This is a genomic window from Bordetella sputigena, assembly GCF_965137885.1.
Taxonomy (GTDB): Bacteria; Pseudomonadota; Gammaproteobacteria; order Burkholderiales; family Burkholderiaceae_B; genus Bordetella_C; species Bordetella_C sputigena.
This window is the reverse complement of the sequence record NZ_CBCSCA010000019.1, coordinates 62,028-81,009: the sequence shown is the minus strand read 5'-3', so window position 1 is coordinate 81,009 and position 18,982 is coordinate 62,028. Positions and strand designations below refer to the sequence as shown.

The following is an 18,982-nucleotide window of genomic DNA, read 5'->3' as shown; positions in this document are numbered from 1 at the left end:
GGCCTGGGGAGGGTTCCCTGACAATTCCTGCCGATAAGCTATAATCCTCCGGTTTTTGCTGTCAAACCCTAGTGTTTTCCAACCGTTGTTCAACCCACGCCACGGCGCCTCGGCCCTGGCGCATGTCCGAAGAGGTCAATAAAAATGTCCGTAGCTGACATCAAGAAGTCCGATATCGTCGCGCAATTCCAGCGCGCTCAAGGCGATACCGGCTCCCCCGAAGTCCAAGTGGCGCTGCTTACCGCCCGTATCAACGAGCTGACTGGTCACTTCAAGGAACATAGCAAGGACCACCATTCGCGCCGCGGCCTGCTGCGCATGGTCAGCCGCCGCCGCAAACTGCTCGACTACCTGAAGGGTCGCAACCCCGATGCTTATCGCGCTCTGATCGAAAAACTCGGTCTGCGCAAGTGATCGACGGGGCCGGTTCCCCATGACGCAACCGTGGCCGGTGCGACATCGTCGCAGCGGCCACGGTTTTTCATTTGTAAGGAATAACCGTCATGTTCAATAAAGTGACAAAAACGTTCCAATACGGCCAGCACACGGTCGTACTGGAAACCGGAGAGATCGCCCGCCAGGCGTCCGGCGCCGTTGTGGTGTCCATCGAGGACACGGTGGTGCTGGCGACCGTCGTGGCCGCCAAGAAGGCAAAGCCCGGCCAGGACTTCTTCCCCCTGACCGTCGACTACATCGAAAAAGCCTACGCCGCCGGCCGTATCCCGGGCGGGTTTTTCAAGCGTGAAGGCAAGCCCTCGGAAAAGGAAACGCTGACCTCGCGCCTGATCGATCGTCCGCTGCGTCCGCTGTTCCCCGAAGGCTTCTACAACGAAGTGCAGGTGGTCCTGCACACCCTGTCGGTCAATCCTGAAATCGATCCCGACATCGCGGCCATGATCGGCGCCTCGGCCGCCTTGGCCATCTCGGGCATCCCGTTCAACGGCCCGATCGGCGCGGCCCGCGTCGGCTATGTCGACGGCCAGTACGTGCTGAACCCCACCGCGTCGCAGCTCAAGCAATCCAAGCTGGACCTGGTCGTGGCCGGTACCGAAACCGCGGTGCTGATGGTCGAATCCGAAGCCGACCAGCTGTCCGAAGAAGTGATGCTGGGCTCGGTGGTGTACGGCCACGAGCAGATGCAGGCCGTCATCAACGCCATCCATGAACTGGTGCGCGACGCCGGCAAGCCGGAATGGGACTGGAAGCCCGAGCCCAAGAACGAAGCGCTGATCTCCGCCGTCACCGCCGCCGCCAAGGACGGCCTGACCGCGGCCTACCAGATCCGCGAAAAGCAGCTGCGCACCACCAAGCTGCGTGAAGTCTATGCCGATGTGCAGGCCCAGGTGGCCTCGCGCGCCGCTGAAACCGGCGAAGGCCAACCCGACCCGGTCGCGGTGGACAACATCCTGTTCGACCTGGAAGCGCGCATCGTCCGCGGCCAGATCCTGAACGGGGAGCCGCGTATCGACGGCCGCGATACCCGTACCGTCCGTCCGATCAGCATCCGCCTGGGCGTGCTGCCGCGCGCCCACGGCAGCGCGCTGTTCACCCGCGGTGAAACGCAGGCTCTGGTCGTCGCCACGCTGGGCACCAAGCAGGACGAGCAGATCATCGACGCCCTGATGGGCGAATATCGCGACCGCTTCATGCTGCACTACAACATGCCGCCCTTCGCCACCGGCGAAACCGGCCGCATCGGCGTGCCCAAGCGCCGCGAGATCGGCCACGGCCGTCTGGCCAAGCGCGCCTTGCTGAAGCTGCTGCCCGCGCCGGAAGACTTCCAGTACACCATCCGCCTGGTTTCCGAAATCACGGAATCCAACGGTTCGTCTTCCATGGCGTCGGTGTGCGGCGGTTCGCTGGCCATGATGGATGCCGGCGTGCCGGTCAAGGATCACGTGGCCGGCGTGGCCATGGGCCTGATCCTGGAAGAAGGCAAGTTCGCCGTGCTGACCGACATCCTGGGCGATGAAGATCACCTGGGCGACATGGACTTCAAGGTGGCCGGTACCCAGCAGGGCGTGACCGCGCTGCAGATGGACATCAAGATCCAGGGCATCACCAAGGAAATCATGCAGGTGGCGCTGGCCCAGGCCCGCGAAGGCCGTCTGCACATCCTGGCCAATATGCGTGACGCGCTGAGCGCTTCGCGTGGCGAACTGTCGGCCTTCGCGCCGCGCATGCTGACGATCAAGATCAACCCCGAGAAGATCCGCGACGTCATCGGCAAGGGCGGCGCCACCATCCGCGCGCTGACCGAAGAAACCGGCACGCAGATCGATATCTCGGATGACGGCACCATCGTGATCGCCAGCGTGGACGAGGCCCAGGCCAAGGAAGCCCAGCGCCGCATCGTCGAACTGACCGCCGACGTCGAAGTCGGCCAGGTCTACGAAGGCACCGTGCTGCGCCTGCTGGATTTCGGCGCCATCGTCCAGGTGCTGCCGGGCCGCGATGGTCTGTTGCACATCTCGGAAATCGCCAACTACCGCATCGCCAACATCAACGATGTGCTGAAGGTCGGCCAGAACGTCCGCGTCAAGGTCATCGAGGCCGACGACAAGGGCCGCCTGCGCCTGTCCATCAAGGCGATCGGCGGTATCGAAGCGCAGCAGGGCCAGCAAGGCGAGGCCACCGAAGGCGCCGCGCAATCCGAGCCGCAGCAGTAAGCGGCGGCAACAGGCGCTGGTTCCGCAGGGGACTGGCGCCGGTTCCGGATGTTTTTGCCCAGGAAACGGCACCGCAAGGTGCCGTTTCCTTTTCAAGGTACGGTAAAGTGCCGGCACGACGCCCCGCCGACGGCGGGGACCGGCATGAAGCGGCATTGAGCGACATCACGCGACATCGAGCAAACGGGCATATATGGCATGAGACGGCGCGGGCGCACGGCCTTGGCGATACTGGCGGCGAGCATGATGCTCGCGGCCTGTGTGTCGCCGCGGGCGCCCTCGCGCGACGGACGCCGGCCGGACGGGGAATCCATGTCCGCCGACCAGTTCATGCAGACGGACTTCAACCGTACCGTCACCCTGGAAATGCGCGACAACCTCAACAGCCTGTACGCCCTGGCCGACAAGCTGTACCGCCGCAATCCGCGCGAATGGCGCAAGGGCGGCATGGCCGACCAGGCCGCGGCGATGACGCGGCTGCACGGCCTGATAGACAACCGCACGCCGCCGGCGCCGCTGTCCGGCCTGCGCGATATCCAGGTGCTCGCGGTCTCGCTGGATCCGGGCTTCCAGGGCGACCGGGTCACCGCCTTCATCTATGGCCTGGCCGACACCATCATTGCTTCGCACAACGGTAAAACGCGCTTCTATGTCTCTGATGTGCTGGACGGCCAGCGCGTCTACAATGCCGCTCGTAACGTCGAGGCCGCCGCCTGGCTGCTGGCCAGCCGGCGCGACGGCGCCGGACAGCCTTTATTGCTGGCGAATGAAATCAGCGCGACCGCGACCAACCTCAGCTTCGAGCGGGAGTTCGGGGCGATCATCGGCAGGCTGGATCTGATCGCCAACCTGCTGGGGGAAAACAGCCGGCGCGTCGGCATCAATTACGCCCAAGGCCTGCTGTTCTTCAATTTTTTGCCGGTGCGCTAGGGCATCGGCCGGTGCCGCGCCGGCGCGGCCGATCCCTCTGGAGCATAACGTGATCGACCTGTCCGCCATCCAATCCGCCCACCAGCGTCTGCAAGGGCAGGTGCTGAATACGCCGTTTTCGCACTCCCGCACGCTGTCCGACATGCTTGGCGCGGAAGTCTGGCTGAAGTTCGAAAACCTGCAGTTCACCGCATCCTTCAAGGAGCGCGGCGCGCTGAACCGGATGCTTAACCTGGATGCCACGGAGCGCGCGCGCGGCGTTATCGCCGTGTCGGCGGGCAATCATGCCCAGGGGGTGGCCTACCACGCGCAGCGCATGGGCATCCCGGCGGTCATCGTCATGCCGCGTTTCACGCCCACGGTCAAGGTGGCCAATACCCGCCGCTTTGGCGCCGAGGTCGTCCTGGCGGGCGATACCTTCGACGATGCCAAGGCGCACGGCTATGTGCTGGCGCGGGAACGCGGGCTGACCATGATCCATCCCTACGACGACCCTGACGTCATCGCGGGGCAGGGGACGATTGCGCTGGAAATGCTGCAAGCCCGTCCGGACCTGGACACGCTGGTCGTACCCATAGGCGGGGGCGGCCTGATATCCGGCATCGCGGTAGCCGCCAAGGCCATCAAGCCGGATATCGAGATCGTCGGCGTGCAGACCGAACGCTTTCCCTCCATGTACGAGGCGACGCGCGGCCTGACCCTGCCTTACGGCCAATACACGATAGCCGAAGGCATCGCCGTGCGTTCACCCGGGGAGCTGACCCAGGAAATCGTCGCCCGCCATGTGTCTCGCATCGAGCTCGTCAGCGAAGGCGATATTGAGCATGCCATCGTGGTGCTGCTGGAAATCGAGAAGACCGTGGTGGAAGGCGCCGGCGCCGCCGGGCTGGCCGCCATGTTGCGCGACCGGGCGCAGGACGACGAACGTTTCAGCGGCAAGCGCGTCGGCCTGGTGCTGACGGGCGGCAATATCGATCCGCTGATGCTGGGTGAGCTGATCGAGCGGGGCATGGTGCGCGCCGGCCGGCTGGCCCGCATCCGCGTGGACCTGCGCGACTTGCCGGGCGCCCTGGCGCACGCGACCGCGGTCATCGCCGATGCCCACGCCAACATTACCGAAGTCCATCACCAGCGCGCGTTCACCGCCTTGCCGGTACGCAATGTAGAAGTGGACTTCGTGCTGCAGACGCGCGGTCCGGAGCACATCGCCGAAGTCATCGAACGTCTGAATGCGATCGGGTTCGCGGCGAGCAATCACGATCATTGACGCCACCGTCGCGTTCCACCAGCGCGCGCAGCCGGTAAAGGCGCTCGCGGTGCAGCGTGGCCGACAGCGGCTCCGGTTCCCTGCCGACGGTGGCCACGTCGGCGGCCGTGCCTTGCAGCGCCAGCCGCAAGGCACGCGGCGACGCCGCCCACCACTGCGATAGCAGGCGGTCCGGATCAAAAACATTCAGGCCCAGGCGCCGCATTTCCGAGCGGTTGAAATCCTTCAGGTTCCAGGTCATCACCAGCACGGCCGGCGGCCGCTGCAGCGCGCTGCGCGCGCGTTTCGCCAGGCCGGCGGCGATGACGTGGAGATCCTTGGGGTCGCTGTAGCGCAGTCCGGTTTCGTAAGGCTGGACATTGCCCGCGTCGGCGTCGGGGAACTCGCGCTGCATGTCATCCCATAGCCTGGTCACTTCCTCCGGCGGTACCTTCCACAGGCGCGCCGCATTGCGGATCCATTCTTCGCCGATGCGCGCGCTCCAGATGGGTGCGAACACGTCGTCGCGCGCCAGGCGCAATAACAGGCCGCGCAGGATGGACGACATCAGGACGCAGGCATCGAGCACGACGAAGGTCGGCGGATTCGTGGTGCTTGCGGTGGCGACGGGTGGCAAGTGGAGCACGTAGGCGGAAGAATGCAGCTGAGGAGGGCGCCGGTCGGCGAGCCAGGCATGGCCGCGGCGGGGCTCGCGCTCCGTCGCGGTCGGACGATATCGTAGCCGCAATCGGCCGCGTCCGTCATAGGGGTCCGATATGGTCGCCATGGGCCGGCCTGGCGGCCGGCACCCCCGGAACCGGCGCGATGGCCGCGGAACGTATCGGCCCCTTTTGCTGGTACTTTCATGGAGGTTTGCAATGGCATATTCGGCAAGTTTGAACGCTGCCTGCTCCACTCCGGCTCCGGCGGCCCCGGTGGGCTCGCCGCGCGTCTCGGCGCCTGTATCCGCGTCCCCGTCCTTGTCCGCACCCGCTTCCGCGAGCCAGGCAGTCCACGCGTTTGCGGCTATCGGACCATCGTCCGGCCCGCGGGCCATGACGCTCGACCGGTTCCGGCGCGATGCCGCGCCGGTCGTGTTTACCATCACCCGCGTCGGCAATTCCCTGGATGATCTGGTTGGCGACGATCGGGTTCGTCGACAGCTGGACAAGGTGGTCGCCGCCGTCCACCGCATGAACGTCACGGAGATCGACATCAAGGGTTACTACCCTTGGTTCGCGGAGCTCTCCATGCCGCGCATCGAGGCCGTCAAGAAGTACCTGGTCCTTCATGGCGCGGACGAGCGCCTGATTACCTTGAGCCCGAGAGGGCCGGGACCCAGCCACAGGGACGGCCATTTGAGTCAGAGCGTCGCCGCCCGCATCCAGGTGGCGGGTACCCCCAAGGCAAGTGCGCAGGTGGACGCGGCAGCGCTGGCGACCACGCGCGCGGTGCTTCCGCCAGCCTGATATCTGGGCTGGTCAATGCGTCCGATAAGCCATCGGTACACAGCAGATCCGTCGCGCGCCGCGGAACCGGCCTCCTGAAGCGAGAAACATATCGCCCGCATTTCCCGTCACTCTGAAGGAGATATGACCATGTACAGCCAATCCGTAGGCGCATCCCACAACGTCCCGACCTTTGCGCCTTTCGCCGACAACGCTGCGCCGACCAAAGCCACGGCCGCCAGCGAAGCAACCCAGGCGCTGTCCGCCTATGAAGCCTCCGCGGCATCGACGGAACCGCATATCCGGGGCAAGCGTGACACGATCGACTTCGTCATCGGGAGAATGGCCGGTTCGGTGGAGGAGATCATCGGAAGCGATCGCCTGCGAGGCGAACTGGACAGGGTGGTCGCGGCCGTCAAGAACATGAACGTTACCGAGATCGAGATCAAGGCCTATAACCCGATACTCAAGGAGCCCGCACGATCGCGCGGCAACGCCGTGAAGGCATACCTGATCATGAAAGGCGTGGACAGCAATCTGATCGACGTCACGCTCAGGGGTCCCGGCTATGGCAATAAGGATTCCGGCATCGCCAAGGAAAAAGGTGTGCGTATCGAAATCTACGGCAGTCCGAAATCGGCCTCCCTCGAGCTTTCCACGCGTGCCGCCTATTTCCTGATGGCCTGATCTTTCGTCCCTGCATGAAATCGAAGGGACCATCGGCGCCCTTCGTCCGCACCGGCGATCGCGAGACGCTCCCTGTCGGATACCCGATAGCGGCGCTTCGGACCGCCGGTTTTTTTTCCGAGCGTGTCGGTTCGTGACTTCTCGGCACGCAAGTTTTCTCCGGCGCGCGCGGCTGTCGGAATATTCGTTCAGCTATGGTTCAATGTGAGTGCACGGGCGTGGCGCGGTTCCGGCCACGCTTTTTCTTTGGCTCCGTTTTCCATAGGTATCCATGCACCGACGATCACTGCTCAAAGCCTCCACGGCCTTGGCGGCCTGCACGGGTTTGCCGGCCTCTTTCCTGCTTGCCTCGCGCGCCGTCGCGGACATCGCCGACGGCGAAGCCAAACCCTTCAGTTTCGACGGACTGCAGGATCGCGCCAAAAGGCTGGCGGCCACGCCTTATGTGGACACCCGGGAAGTCCTGCCGCCCACGCTGGCGGACATGACCCCGCAGCAGTTCAATGCCATCCAGTACGACGCCGCGCATTCTTTGTGGGGCCGCAAGGGCCAGCTGGACGTACAGTTCTTCCACGTCGGCATGGGGTTCCGGACGCCGGTCCGCATGCACAGCATCGACCCCGAGACCCGCGTCGCCAAGGAAGTCCATTTCCGCCCCGAGCTGTTCAACTACCAGAGCAGCGGGGTGGATGTCAGCCAGCTCAAGGGCGACCTGGGTTTTTCCGGCCTGAAGGTGTTCAAGCAGCCGAACATCGACAAATACGACATCGTGTCCTTCCTGGGCGCCAGCTACTTCCGCGCGGTGGACAACACCGGCCAGTATGGCTTGTCGGCCCGCGGCGTCGCGGTGAATACCTACGTGGGGACGGTCGAAGAATTCCCCGACTTCGTCGAATTCTGGTTCGAGACGCCGGCCCAGGACGCCACGCGCTTTGTGCTGTACGCGTTGATGGACGCGCCCAGCGTCACCGGCGCCTACCGCTTCGATATTAATTGCCTGCCCGATCGCGTCATCATGGACATCGACGCGCATCTGAACGCGCGCCAGGACATCAAGCAACTGGGCATCGCGCCCATGACGAGCATGTTCAGCTGCGGCACCAACGAGCGCCGCATGTGCGACACCATTCATCCCAAGATCCACGACTCGGATCGGCTGTCGATGTGGCGCGGCAATGGCGAGTGGATCTGCCGGCCGCTGAACAATCCCGAGCATATCCAGTTCAACGTGTATCTGGACAATAATCCGCGCGGCTTCGGGCTGCTGCAAACGGACCATGATTTCAAGTCCTATCAGGACACCGTGGATTGGTACAGCCGCCGTCCCAGTTTGTGGGTGGAGCCCACCACCGCCTGGGGCGAGGGCGCCATCAACCTGATGGAACTGCCCACCACGGGCGAGACGCTGGACAACATCGTGGCGTTCTGGAATCCCAAGGAGCCGGTCAAGGCCGGGCAGTCGCTGCATTACGGCTACAAGCTGCATTGGGCCGCGCTGGCGCCGGTGCAGCCGACGCTGGCACACGTGCTGGCCACGCGTACCGGCATGGGTGGATTCACGGAAGGCTGGGCGCCGGGGGAACACTATCCCAAGGTCTGGGCCCGGCGCTTCGCCATCGATTTCATCGGCGGGCCCTTGCAGGGCATGGACCGGAACGAACGCCTGGAGTCCGTGATCACGGTGTCGCATGGCCGTGCCCAGGACTTCCAGATTTTTGCGCTGCATCCGGAAGTGGAGGGCTTCCGCGCCATGTTCGACTGGTATCCCACCAGCGACAGCACGGAGCCCGTGGAAATGCGAGGCTTTATCCGCCGCATCAGCGACAAGCAGGTGCTTAGCGAGACGTGGCTGTATCAGTATTTCCCGCCGCCGCCGGAGAAACGCCGGTACCCGTGAGGAAGCCGTCCAACCGCCCAGAGAAGCCCGGCAGGAAACCGCCGGGCTTTTTCTTTTCCAGGGGCATCAGGTCTGCTGTCGTGCGCAGTAAACCCGCATTGCTGCTGCGCCAAAGATGGTATACCGTAGCATACTAATAAGCACAACATGGCCGGGTCGGCGGACATCGGCCTGCCCCAAGGTGATCGGAGACAACGATATGAAGCTGCCTTGCCGCCTGGCCCTGTACGCCGTCCTGAACGTCAGCATGGTCATAGGGCCTGGTTGTGCCGCCCAGGCCGAAGGCGCTTCCGGTGGCGCCTATCCCAATCGACCCATACGGATGATTTCCCCTTATGAGCCGGGCGGTGGCGTGGACATCATGGCGCGCATGGTGGCGCAGAACCTGACCAGGGAGCTGGGCGTATCCGTGGTGGTGGAAAACCGGCCGGGCGCCGGTGGCGTGGTGGGTACGCAGTCCCTGACGACCGCGCCTCCGGACGGCTATACCTTGATCCTGGATTCGCCTTCGCCGCTGGTCGTCGCGCCGTATCTGATGAAGAAGCTGAATTACGACCCGCAGAAGGACCTGGAGCCCATCAGCCTGATCGCCGACGTACCGGCGGTTCTGCTGGTGAAGAACGACTCGCCTATCCATACCGTCAAGGACCTGCTGGACCTGGCGCGCAAGGAGCCCGGGAAGCTGACGTTTTCTTCATCCGGCCTGGGCGGCACGGCCCACCTGTCCGCGCAATTGTTGAAGGTGCTGTCCGGCGCCGACATGCTGCATGTGCCGTACAAGGGCACGGCGCCCGCCATCCAGGCCGTCATGACGGGAGAGGTCACCATGACCTTCGCCGATATGACGGCGGGGCTGGCCTTCGTCAAGAACCATCAGCTGCGCGCGGTGGCGGTGACCACGCCACAGCGCAATCCGGCCCTGCCCGATGTGCCTACCGTGGCGGAGACCGTACCTGGCTACGCCGCCAGCGTCTGGTACGGGGTACTCGCGCCCAAGGGAACGCCCAGGGCGATCATCGATAAACTCAACCACGAAATCGTCAAGTTCGTGCACGCGCCGGCCGTCCATAAGATGCTGGTCGACGAGGGCGCGGAGCCGAAAGGATCCACGCCGGAACAGTTCAGGGACTTCATCCGCGCCGAAAGCCAGCGCTGGGGCGAGGTTATCCGTAAGTCCGGCATCCAGCCGCAATAGCGGACCGCGGCGGCCTCCTGGAGAAAACATGCTTCTGATCAACAACGAAGTCGTCGAGAAAGTGCTGACCATGCGCGAATGCATAGAAGCGCAGGAACGCGCGTTCGCCGGCTTGCTGACCGGCGCGGCGATCGGCCGGCCGCGCATCGATATGTACGTGCCCTGCGACCGTGACGACGGCTACTACCGCTGGGGCACGGTGGACGGCGCCAGTGACGGCATCCTGGCAGTGCGGCTGAAGTCGGACATCCTGGTATGGCCGCGCAACGAGGGCGCCGGCGGCAGCGAGCAGAAGTACTGCATCGCGCCGGGCACCTGGTGCGGGCTGGTATTTTTGTTCAGCACCGGCAACGGTGAGCCGCTGGCCTTGATGAATGACGGCCATCTGCAGCATATGCGTGTTGGCGGCGCGGCCGGGATAGGCACGCGGCTGCTGTCGCGTGAAGATTCGCGTGAATTGGGCATCATCGGCTCGGGTGGCATGGCGCGTACCTTCCTGGAAGCCATACTCGCTGTACGAGGCATTCAGCGCGTGCGTGTCTACAGCCGGAATCGCGATAACCGCGAACGTTTCGCCCACGAGTGCGCGGCGCGTTTCGGCGTGGAGATCATCCCCGTCGACACGCCGCGCGATGCCGTGCGCGGCGCGGACATCGTCGCGACGTGCACGGACAGCATGACGCCGGTGCTGGAAGCGGACTGGCTGGAGCCTGGCATGCACGTCGTCGTGCTCACGCCGCGCGAGATCGATGCATCTATCGTGCAGCGTTTCGACGTGGCCGTGCAGCAGGGCAAGGAAGAACTGCCCATGCCGGAGACCGAGCGCTTCCGTAAAGGGATTTCCGGCAGTCCGGGCGCCTATGTGGCCGGAACCGAGGAAGAACAACAGCGTCTACCCAAGCCGAAGAAATCGCGGCTGCCGACCCAGGATTGGCCGGTCTATACCGACGTGATCTCCGGCAAGGCCGCCGGCCGCACGCGGGATGACCAGATCACCTTCTACTACACGGTGGGCAACTGGGGCGTGCAGTTCTCCTCCGTCGGCGGCGTGGTGTACCGCAAGGCCAGAGAGCAAGGGCTCGGGCATGAACTGCCACTGGAGTGGTTCATCCAGGATATTCGTAATTGACCGGACGGGCGGTACGTGAACCCTGGCGTCCCGGGTCGCCAGCGGGCGAGTCATTGCGCCGTGATGCGCAGGTCTTTCACGATGCCCGCCCTCGACGATCAGGTCCCTGACGACCGCGAGCCGATCGCCGCAGGACCGGCTGATCCACACGCCGTGCTCGATACTCTTTTTCCTGGTTTCGCTGCCGCCGGCGGCAGCCATCCAGCTGGTCCACGCACATGAACAGGCGATACAGGCCATGCGAATGGCAATCGTCGCGCTGCCCGCTCAGTCGCGCTCGGCGTGCGTACGGACACTCCGACGGGAAGGTCGGGCAAGCCCCAGGCCAGATCAGGTCGGCAGATAGGGATGGTGCTCCATCCAGTGGCGCGCGATGTCCACACGCCGGCACAGCCACACATCGGGACGCGCGGTGATATGAGCGAGGAAACGGGACAGGGCCGTGGCGCGGAAAGGGTGCCCGGCGACGCGGCAGTGCAGGCCAATGGACATCATCTTCGGCTCCGTCGCGCCTTCTTCCCATAGCGCATCGAATTGCTCGCGCAGCACCTCGAAAAAGTCGGAGCCGGTATTCAAACCGCCACGCAGGAACTTGGCATCGTTCATCACCTGCGTATACGGCACCACCAGGTGCGGTCGGTCTTTGACCGTTACCCAATAGGGCAGGTCGTCGTTATAGGCATCGCTGTCGTACAGGAAGCCCCCATGGGCAGCGACGATTTCCCGCGTATGCACCGTGGGCGCATAGCGGCAATACCAGCCGGCCGGAGGCGCCCCGGTCAGGGCGGCGATCTGGTCGTAGGCTGTATGGATGGCGCGGGCTTCGGTTTCCTGGCTCAGCGTCTGGTGGCGCTCCCAGCGCAAGCCATGGCCGCATACATCGTAGTCGCCGGTCGCGACGCCGTCGCGAATGGCGGCGGCAATGGCGGGGTTGCGTTCCAGCGCCAAGGAACAGGCGAAGAATGTGGCGGGCGCGCGGTAGCGTTGCAGGATCTTCCACAGGCGCCAGAAGCCTGCACGGCTACCGTACTCGAACATTGACTCGGCGCCGAGGTCGCGGCCGGGGAAGGCGCGTCCACCGGTCTCGATGAGCCCGACCTCGCTGTCGGCATCGCCGTCGAGTACCGAGGGTTCGGAGCCTTCCTCGACGTTGATCACGATATTGACGGCCACCCGCGCTTGCGCGGGCCACTTCGGGCTGGGTGGCGATTTTCCGTATCCGGCCAGATCGCGCAGCGGACGATTGTTATTTGCCATGAGCGTGCGGCTCCGCAGGGTTGAAGGAAAAGGGCAGAGTGATGGTTTCGGTATCGCTACCGTCCGGAATGCGGCGGACCATCGAGACGAGCGCGGCATCCATGCCGTCACCCATCATGCCGGTATGCCACACGCCCGGGTGCCAGGCGAACCCCCATCCCGCCGGGATATAAAGGGCGGCCAGTTGTCCTGGCTCGGTGGGTGGCTCGCCGCCGGACGCGGCTACGGCGACGAGCCGGTATGCGCCCAGCGGGACGAAGGCCTGCACGGAATGGGGGTGTCGCTCCATGCCGCTGATTGGGCCGGCTGCGCGGCTGGAGCGTGCGCATATCACCGTGGCCGTGAATACGCCGCGCCCTGTAGCTCCCGTGTGCTCCAAAGGTATCGAGATACGTTCGTCGCCCGGCGTGACCGGAAAGATCACGCCGTAAGGGGCCAGGCGGACGTCTCCGTCAGGCCGAACGGCGATGTGCTGCAATGGCATGAGGTTTCTCCTTGTCGATGCTCTCGCCCTTGGCCAGTTCGCTACGCGAGAAGGCCCAGGTCAGCAGCGCGCCCAGTATTACGAACCCGGCGAAGATGGCGCCCGTGGCGGCGAAGCCTCCCGTGACGTCGCGGCTCCAACCCAGCAGCGGCGGCGCGAGGACACCGCTCAGGTTCGCCAGGGAATTGATCAGCGCTACCGCGGCAGCGGCGGCCGTGCCGGTCAGCAATGAAGTGGGCAGCGTCCACAGCATGGTGTTGGCCGCGTAGACCCCGGCCGCGGACACGATCAACCCGATCAATGCCGCGGTGTGGTTGCCCAGGACGAAGGTGGTGAAGATGAAGCCCGCGCCGGCCAGCACCAGGGCGGCGCCCAGGTGGCGTATCTTCTCGCTTTTCATGTCGGAATGGCGGGCCCACAGATACATGGCGCACACCCCGGCCAGAAACGGCAGCACGCTAAGAAATCCGACCGCCGTGTTGGAGAAGCCGAAGCTCTTGATGATCTGCGGCAGGAAAAAGGCAATACCGGTTACGCCGAACACGATGCAGAACAGGATGCCGGCGAGCAGAAGAACGCCGGGCGAGGTGAATGCCTCGGACAGCTTGTATTTCCGTACGGCCTCCAGGTTGCGGCGCTCTTCGGCCAGGATCGCCTCCAGGCGCTCGCGTTCGGGCGGCGTCAGCCAGGCCGCCTTGGCAGGCCGGTCGGTCAAGAGCCAAAGGCAGGCGATGCCCAGCACAACGGCGGGCAGCGCCTCGATGATGAACATCCATTTCCAGCCCGCCAGGCCGCCGACGCCGTGCATGCCGTCCAGGATGTAGCCGGATATCGGGCTGCCGATCAGGCCCGACACGGGGATCGACATCATGAAAATGCTGGTGAAGCGCGCCCGGTAGGACTTGGGAAACCAGTAGCTGATGTACATGACGATGCCCGGGAAGAAGCCTGCCTCCGCCACGCCCAGCAAGAAACGCAGCACGTAGAAACTCTTCTCGCCCTGAACGAAGGCCATGCATGCGGACACGATGCCCCAGGTGATCATGATGCGTGCGATCCAGCGGCGCGGACCGACCTTGTCCAGGATCAGGTTGCTGGGCACCTCGAACAGGAAGTAGCTGATGAAGAACATGCTGGCGCCAAAGCCGTAGACCGCATTGGACAGTCCCAGGTCGGCGTTCATCTGCAGGGCCGCGAAGGAAATATTGACCCGGTCCAGGTAGGCCACCACATACAGGATCATGATCAGCGGAATGAGCCGCCGCGCCGCTTTCGCGATAAGCGCCTTGTCGTGGGGCGAGATGGCGTTGCCGCCCGGGGAACTGCTGCCGTTGTAATCCATGATGGGAACCCCTTAAGATTATTTGCCGCGCCGATCTCTCTCGACGCCGGGGTGGATGCTATGCTCGGCCCCTGACCGCAACAAGCCGGATTTCCCGGAATCCGGAATTTCTCTTCTCAAATTTGGGAAGCCGGATCGCCGCCGTGGATGACGCCCCGATAGACAAGACACTGATGATCATGGAGGCCGTGGCCGCCTCCCGACGCCCCCTTTCGGTCACCGAAATCGCGGAGCTGACGGGCCTGGCCATGCCGACCACGCATCGCCTGGTCGTCCAACTGATCGACCGCAACGTGCTGGCGCGGCATCTTTCGTCCAAGCGCGTCATGCCTGGAGCGCGGCTGACGCGTCTTGGCATCGACGCCGTCCAGACATCGCTGAACGCGGACCAGCCGCACGCGCTCTTGAAGGCCCTGACGATTTCGCTGGGGGAATTCGCGCAAATCAGCATGGTCGTGGATGGCGAGCTGGTCTGCGTGGACGCCGCGGCGGTTCGGCGGCCGGGCGGCCTGCATCTGGAGCAGGGCAATCGGGGGCCGCTACATTGCACGTCCATAGGCAAGCTGCATCTGGCGCATATGCCGGAAGACGCCTTGGCACAGTGGTTCCGGTCGTCGACCCGCCGCAAGTTCACGAACAGGACGTTGACCAGCGAAACGCGCCTGCGGGCCCATTTCAATGAGATCCGCGCCCAAGGTTGGGCATCCTGCAACGAAGAATGGAATGCGGGCGTCGTCGGCGTGGGGGTGCGCCTCCCGCTGCGTAGCAATGCATTCATCGGGTTGTGCGTGTCGGCGCCGACGGCTCGCATGGACTACGAGACAATGGTCGACAAGGTGCCGGTCTTGCGCGAATACGCCGCGGAGATCGCGCTGGCGTTCGAGGCGTCGAGCGGCGGCTAGGCGGCTGCCGTACGCCGGCACACAGCGCATGTGCCGGTCCTGGCACGCGTCATTACCGTCTCAAGCCGCCTTACCCACGGGCCGCACGACGGCGCCGGTGCGTGATCCCGTGCTCTTGCCATCGCGCCAGGCCGGCGCACCGTTGACGAACACGCAGGCTATGCCCTTGGCCTGCCGCGTCGGCGATGACCAGGTGGCGGTGTCGGCGATGGTCTCGGCATCGAAGATAACGATGTCGGCATAGTGCCCGGTCTTCAGCAGGCCGCGCTCGGGCAGGCGGAAGTAGCCCGCCGTCATCCCGGTCATCTTGTGCACGGCCTCTTCCAGCGTAAAGAGCTGCATCTCGCGGCAGTAGTAGCCCAGCACGCGCGGGAATGTTCCCCACAGGCGGGGGTGCGGCGCGGGATCGTGCGGAAGGCCGTCCGACCCTATCATCGTGCCGGGATAGGCAAGAATGCGTTCGACGTCCGCCTCGTCCATGATGAAGTAGATGGCCCCCGCCGGCTGCAGGGCGTCCACCGCCGCCTCCTGCGTCACGCCCATGTCTTCCGCGATCTTGTCCAGGTCCCAGCCCGCGTATTGCGGCAGCGGTTCGGACTTGGTGACGATGATGCGGCTGGATACGGCCAAGCGGTCCTTGCGCAGGATGGTCGAGCCGGCGACGTAGGGGTAGGCATCCAGCCGCACGGGCTGGCGTGCCGCGGCCTGGGCGATATGGGCCAGGGTCTGCACGGAACGGCCGTGGTTCCTGGGTCCGATCAGCTTGTGGTGGGAGACCAGCACGGGCGCTTGGCCCGCCGCGCCCACGGCGAAGGCCTCGTCCAGCGCGGCGAAGATCTGGTCGGCTTCGTCGCGGATGTGGCTGGTGTAAATGCCGCCGTAATCCCGCAGCACTTTCGCCACGGCCATCAGTTCTTCCGTGGTGGCCGGCATGGCGGTGGGGTAGGCCGTGCCCGTGGACAGGCCGATGGCGCCGGCCTCCATCGCTTCGCGCAGCAGCGCCTGCATGTGGGCGATTTCGGCCGCATTGGCGGGGCGGTCCAGGTCTTCCATGGCGGCGGCGCGCAGCGACGTGTGGCCGACCAGGCATGCGGCGTTGACGGCGGCGGGACTGTTGTCCAGCCGTTCGAGGTAGGCCCGGAAGGTGGCGTAGGGAAAATCGGCCGTGTCCGTGCTTAGCAGGTTGATGGGCGCGGGTACTTCCCTGCGCTTGCCCGGCAGCCAGGGCGCCTGGCTCAGGCCGCAATTGCCGGTGACGACCGTGGTCACGCCCTGGCTCAGCTTGGCCGGCATTCCCGGGTCGATGATCAGGTAGCGATCGTCGTGCGTGTGGGAGTCGATAAAGCCCGGGGCGACGATTTTGCCGGCGGCATCGACGACCTCGTCGGCCGAGGCGGCGGCGAGGTCGCCGATGGCGACGATGCGCTTGCCCGCGACGGCCACGTCGGCGGTATAGCGTGGCGCACCGGAACCATCGATGATCGTGCCGCCGCGGATCAGGATGTCGTAATGAGGCTGGGCGGCACGGGTCATGGCTTTATCCGGAGAAAGGCGACGCCGGGATTCCGGCGTCGACCATTGAAGGGTTTCGACGGTTGGATCAATCGACGTGGACGTTCGCGTCCTTGATCACCTTGGCCCACACCGGGCGTTCCTCATGGGCGAGATCGAACAGCGCCTGGCGCGGCTTGATGGTCGGTACATAGGCCAGGGTCTTCAGCTTTGCCTGCACTTCCGGTTCAGCCAAGGCCTTGTTGATGGCCGCGTTCAGCCAGTCCAGGATCTTCGGATCGACACCCGCCGGCGCCACATAGCCTGTCCATGCCACGGCACGGTAGCCTTTCAGGCCCAATTCGTCCAGCGTGGGCAGGTTGGGCAGCAGCGGATCGCGCGTCGCGCCGGTCACGGCCAGCGGAATGACCTTGCCTTGGTCGATGAACGTCGCGATCGACGAGATGTTATCGAACACCAGGTCGGCTTCACCGCGCAACACGGCCAGGTCGGCCTCGACCCCGCCCTTGTAGGGCACGTGCATCATCTGCACGCCCGCCATCGTGCCGAACATTGCGGCGCTCAGGTGGCCCGTGGTGCCGTTGCCGCCCGAGGAGTAGACCAGCTTGCCCGGTTCTTTCTTGCCCAGTGCGATCAGCTCGCTGACGCTCTTCACGCCCAGGCTGGGGCGCACGGCCAGTACGTTTTGCACCGAGCCGGTCAGGGCCACGGGCGCGAGCTGCTTGTCGGCATCGTAAGGCAGCTTGGCATACAGGGACTGGTTGATGGCCAGCGTCGCCACGTTGGCGTAGGCCAGGGTATAGCCGTCGGCCGGCTGGTTGGTCAGGTACTGGGTGCCGATGATGCCCGAGGCGCCCACTTTGTTCTGCACCACGAAACTGCCGCCGGTGTCCTTGCTGAGGACCGAGGCCAGCAGGCGGGTCAGGATGTCCGGCGTGGTGCCCGTGTTGAACGGCACGATGATGGTGACCGGGCGCTCCGGGTAGGCGGCGTGCGCGGCGATGGGCAGGGCGGCGGCAATGCAGCCGGCGGTGAGGACGCGCGCGATGCGGCGCATGTACGAGAACGGCATGGTGAATTCCTTCCTTGGACTGTTATAGAAGTTCTGGGTGGCGCGCCCCCAACGAATGGCGCGCCGGTAAAACACAATGTGCTGCGAAAAACCAAAGAGACGGACTTAACGGCAAATCCGGGAACAGGGTTTCAGATGTCCTCCCGCGCGATGCGCGTCAACAGCGGCAGGTCGATGTTGCCGCCCGACAGGACGATGAGCGTGTCCTTGCCTTGGGTCGATATGAGGCCGGCCAGCAAGGCGGCCAGTGCGACGGCGCCGCCGGGCTCGACCACCAGGCGCAGTTCGTCCAGTGCGAACCGGATGGCGGCGGCGACTTGTTCGTCGGTCACCGCCACGGCAGCGTCCAGGCGGCGGCCATTGATGGCGTAGGGCAGTTCGGCCGGAATGGCGGCCATCAGCGCATCGCACAGCGTCTTCGCGCCCGGCGCGTTGGCCTCGCGCTTGCCGCTGGCCAGCGAGCGCACGGTGTCGTCGTAGCCGGCGGGCTCGGCGGCCACCAGGCGGGCTTGCGGCGCCAGGGCCTGCAGGGCCAGCGCACAGCCCGCGGCCATACCGCCGCCGCCGCAGGGCGTGGCGAACAGGCCGAGGTTCTCCAGCGCTTGCGGCGGCAGATCGCGCAGGGCTTCCAGCGCCAAAGTCCCTTGCGCGGCCAGCACGTCCGGATGATCGCCCGGCGGCACCAGCGTGGCGCCGGTTTCTCCCAGCAGGCGCATGCCTATGGTTTCGCGGCTCTCGCGCTCGCGGTCGTACTGCACGACCTGGGCGCCGTGGCGTCGAGCCTTTTCGACCTTGTTCGCGGGCGCATCCACCGGCATCACGATAGTGGCTGGAATGCCGAGCGTGCGCGCGGCCCACGCGACGGCCTGGCCATGGTTGCCGGTCGAATAGGCGACGACGCCGCGGGCGCGCTGGGCCGGGTCAAGATTGAGCAGGGCGTTGAAGGCGCCGCGGGCCTTGAAGGAGCCCGTGACCTGCAGGCTCTCCAGCTTCAGCCAGACCGGCGCGCCGGCCAGCTCGTCCAGCTTGGGCGAGCGCAGCAGCGGGGTGTGGCGGATGTAAGGCCCGATGCGGTCAGCGGCGGCCAGCACGTCCTCGTAGCCGGGCACGCGCAGGGTGCCGAGCATTTCGTGTTCGATGGTGGCGGGAAGAGCAGTCAGATTCATGTTCGGTGTAGCGTTTGATTTTTCGTTCGCTGCCTGGGCTTGGTCT

17 protein-coding genes are annotated in these 18,982 nt (G+C 65.0%); 10 read left to right on the top strand and 7 right to left on the bottom strand.

Annotated elements, in window-relative coordinates:
• Window positions 1–144: 144 nt before the first annotated feature.
• The 4 genes from rpsO to ACNA0R_RS25725 all read left to right on the top strand — a co-directional run bounded on the left by rpsO (window position 145) and on the right by ACNA0R_RS25725 (window position 4,866).
• Window positions 145–414 carry a 30S ribosomal protein S15 gene (gene rpsO, locus ACNA0R_RS25740; protein ID WP_086066376.1) on the top strand — a complete coding sequence of 90 codons (270 nt, stop codon included), beginning with the start codon at window positions 145–147 and terminating at the stop codon, window positions 412–414.
• An 89-nt stretch (window positions 415–503) separates the two neighbouring features.
• Window positions 504–2,669: a polyribonucleotide nucleotidyltransferase gene (pnp, locus tag ACNA0R_RS25735; RefSeq protein WP_415828915.1), complete on the top strand. Its 2,166-nt coding sequence runs from the start codon at window positions 504–506 to the stop codon at window positions 2,667–2,669.
• 198 nt (window positions 2,670–2,867) lie between these two features.
• Window positions 2,868–3,599, top strand: coding sequence for a hypothetical protein (locus tag ACNA0R_RS25730; protein WP_415828914.1), 732 nt, complete (start codon window positions 2,868–2,870; stop codon window positions 3,597–3,599).
• A gap of 49 nt (window positions 3,600–3,648) precedes the next feature.
• Window positions 3,649–4,866: a threonine ammonia-lyase gene (locus ACNA0R_RS25725; RefSeq protein WP_415828913.1), complete on the top strand. Its 1,218-nt coding sequence runs from the start codon at window positions 3,649–3,651 to the stop codon at window positions 4,864–4,866.
• Here the strand turns inward: ACNA0R_RS25725 and ACNA0R_RS25720 are convergent.
• Window positions 4,814–5,413 carry a PIN domain-containing protein gene (locus tag ACNA0R_RS25720; protein ID WP_415828918.1) on the bottom strand — a complete coding sequence of 200 codons (600 nt, stop codon included), beginning with the start codon at window positions 5,411–5,413 and terminating at the stop codon, window positions 4,814–4,816. The genes ACNA0R_RS25725 and ACNA0R_RS25720 overlap by 53 nt on opposite strands.
• Window positions 5,414–5,900: 487 nt before the next feature.
• Here ACNA0R_RS25720 and ACNA0R_RS25715 point away from each other — a divergent pair, with 487 nt between their 5' ends.
• From ACNA0R_RS25715 to ACNA0R_RS25695, 5 genes are all read left to right on the top strand, one after another.
• Window positions 5,901–6,314 carry a hypothetical protein gene (locus ACNA0R_RS25715; RefSeq protein ID WP_415828912.1) on the top strand — a complete coding sequence of 138 codons (414 nt, stop codon included), beginning with the start codon at window positions 5,901–5,903 and terminating at the stop codon, window positions 6,312–6,314.
• 129 nt (window positions 6,315–6,443) lie between these two features.
• The gene (locus ACNA0R_RS25710) at window positions 6,444–6,980 is read left to right on the top strand and encodes an OmpA family protein (RefSeq protein WP_415828911.1); all 537 of its coding nucleotides are present in this window, start codon (window positions 6,444–6,446) and stop codon (window positions 6,978–6,980) included.
• Between the two features lie 271 nt (window positions 6,981–7,251).
• Window positions 7,252–8,877 carry an OpgD/OpgG family glucan biosynthesis protein gene (locus ACNA0R_RS25705; RefSeq protein WP_415828910.1) on the top strand — a complete coding sequence of 542 codons (1,626 nt, stop codon included), beginning with the start codon at window positions 7,252–7,254 and terminating at the stop codon, window positions 8,875–8,877.
• 199 nt (window positions 8,878–9,076) lie between these two features.
• On the top strand, window positions 9,077–10,072 hold the full coding sequence (locus ACNA0R_RS25700) for a Bug family tripartite tricarboxylate transporter substrate binding protein (protein WP_415828909.1): 996 nt from the start codon (window positions 9,077–9,079) through the stop codon (window positions 10,070–10,072).
• A 28-nt stretch (window positions 10,073–10,100) separates the two neighbouring features.
• Window positions 10,101–11,201 (top strand): ornithine cyclodeaminase family protein, encoded by a 1,101-nt coding sequence (locus ACNA0R_RS25695; RefSeq protein WP_415828908.1) that lies wholly within the window; start codon window positions 10,101–10,103, stop codon window positions 11,199–11,201.
• Window positions 11,202–11,531: 330 nt separating this feature from the next.
• Here ACNA0R_RS25695 and ACNA0R_RS25690 read toward each other — a convergent pair whose 3' ends face one another.
• From ACNA0R_RS25690 to ACNA0R_RS25680, 3 genes are read right to left on the bottom strand one after another with little or no spacing between them, the layout of a single operon-like run.
• Complete coding sequence (locus ACNA0R_RS25690; RefSeq protein WP_415828907.1) at window positions 11,532–12,458, bottom strand: polysaccharide deacetylase family protein; 927 nt, start codon at window positions 12,456–12,458, stop codon at window positions 11,532–11,534.
• Entirely contained in the window at window positions 12,448–12,942 is a 495-nt protein-coding gene (locus tag ACNA0R_RS25685) for an ureidoglycolate lyase (protein ID WP_415828906.1), read from the bottom strand. The genes ACNA0R_RS25690 and ACNA0R_RS25685 overlap by 11 nt, the downstream gene beginning before the upstream one ends.
• The gene (locus ACNA0R_RS25680) at window positions 12,911–14,284 is read right to left on the bottom strand and encodes an MFS transporter (RefSeq protein ID WP_415828905.1); all 1,374 of its coding nucleotides are present in this window, start codon (window positions 14,282–14,284) and stop codon (window positions 12,911–12,913) included. The genes ACNA0R_RS25685 and ACNA0R_RS25680 overlap by 32 nt, the downstream gene beginning before the upstream one ends.
• A gap of 143 nt (window positions 14,285–14,427) precedes the next feature.
• Between ACNA0R_RS25680 and ACNA0R_RS25675 the strand changes: the two genes are divergently transcribed.
• The gene (locus ACNA0R_RS25675; protein WP_415828904.1) at window positions 14,428–15,186 is read left to right on the top strand and encodes an IclR family transcriptional regulator; all 759 of its coding nucleotides are present in this window, start codon (window positions 14,428–14,430) and stop codon (window positions 15,184–15,186) included.
• A 60-nt stretch (window positions 15,187–15,246) separates the two neighbouring features.
• On the opposite strand, the gene ACNA0R_RS25670 is transcribed toward ACNA0R_RS25675, so the two are convergent.
• The 3 genes from ACNA0R_RS25670 to ACNA0R_RS25660 form a co-directional block, all read right to left on the bottom strand.
• Window positions 15,247–16,719: an N-acyl-D-amino-acid deacylase family protein gene (locus tag ACNA0R_RS25670; RefSeq protein WP_415828903.1), complete on the bottom strand. Its 1,473-nt coding sequence runs from the start codon at window positions 16,717–16,719 to the stop codon at window positions 15,247–15,249.
• 67 nt (window positions 16,720–16,786) lie between these two features.
• Complete coding sequence (locus tag ACNA0R_RS25665; RefSeq protein WP_415828902.1) at window positions 16,787–17,770, bottom strand: Bug family tripartite tricarboxylate transporter substrate binding protein; 984 nt, start codon at window positions 17,768–17,770, stop codon at window positions 16,787–16,789.
• Between the two features lie 131 nt (window positions 17,771–17,901).
• Window positions 17,902–18,936, bottom strand: a complete 1,035-nt coding sequence (locus ACNA0R_RS25660; protein ID WP_415828901.1) for a threonine ammonia-lyase — start codon at window positions 18,934–18,936, stop codon at window positions 17,902–17,904.
• Window positions 18,937–18,982 lie beyond the last annotated feature (46 nt).